Here is a 1,001-nt window from a genome sequence, read left to right as displayed (position 1 = left end):
ATAATAGGAAACAACCATGTCCATCTCTCGAAAAGTTCTCCTCGGATCACTTTCAGTGTCCGTTGTTTCGGTACTATTAACCGCTCTGATTACAGCAGGTGTTGGATTTAATATTGCCGAAAGCGTTATTGAAAACGAAGCACGGAAAGCGCTCATCACACAGCGAGAATCCCAGAAGGACTTTATTCACAGCTACCTACAGACTATCAAACATGAGCTTAAAGCTTTCTCTGCAAGCCATAGTGTCGTCGACTCAGCTGAAGGCTTCATCGCTAGCTATGATGATTTTCCTAAAACCGTCAGTAGCAACGAAATATCTGACAAGTTAGAAGATTATTACACCGGGCAATTTGGTGCCACCTATGCCGAGAGCAATCCAGGCTCTTCATTATCTCCCGGCAATTTACTTAACAGCATTAGCGATAAAGCCCGTTTAATGCAATATCACTTCATTGCAGACAACGCTAACCCCTTAGGTCAAAAAGATGCCTTAGACTCACTCGACTTTAGCTCCGATTACAATGAGGTACACAAAGAGTATCACCCGGAGTTTAGAAAGCACCTTAACGAATTCCAATATTACGACATCTTTTTGATCGATATTGACTCAGGCGAGATTATTTACTCCGTTTTCAAAGAGCTCGATTACGCCACCTCTTTACTTACCGGGCCTTATAAAAATAGTGACTTAGCTAAAGTCTATAAAGAAGCTGCCAACGCAAGTGACCCTGACCACATAGCCTTTACTTCTTTTCAGTCTTATACGCCATCTTATGAAGCTCCTGCCTCCTTTATGGCAAGCCCTGTGGTAAATAAACAAGGTGAGAAAATCGCCGTTTTGGCTTTTCAAATGCCTATCGATGAGCTGAACCGAATCATGACCCATAACGAACAATGGGAAAAGTCTGGTATGGGCTATTCAGGCGAAACTTACCTGGTTTCTCAAGAATTCAAAGCTCAGAGCAAGAGCCGCTTCTTGGTTGAAGACAAAGAGAACTTCT

The 1,001-nt window shown here is 42.7% G+C and carries 1 pseudogene; it reads left to right on the top strand.

The annotated features are described in order from the left end of the window. Nucleotides 1-16 precede the first annotated feature (16 nt). Nucleotides 17-1,001, top strand: a pseudogene (locus A3729_RS29815) (cache domain-containing protein); the annotation flags it as partial.

This window comes from Oleiphilus sp. HI0043, assembly GCF_001634935.1.
This window is presented reverse-complemented; position numbering and strand designations above follow the sequence as displayed.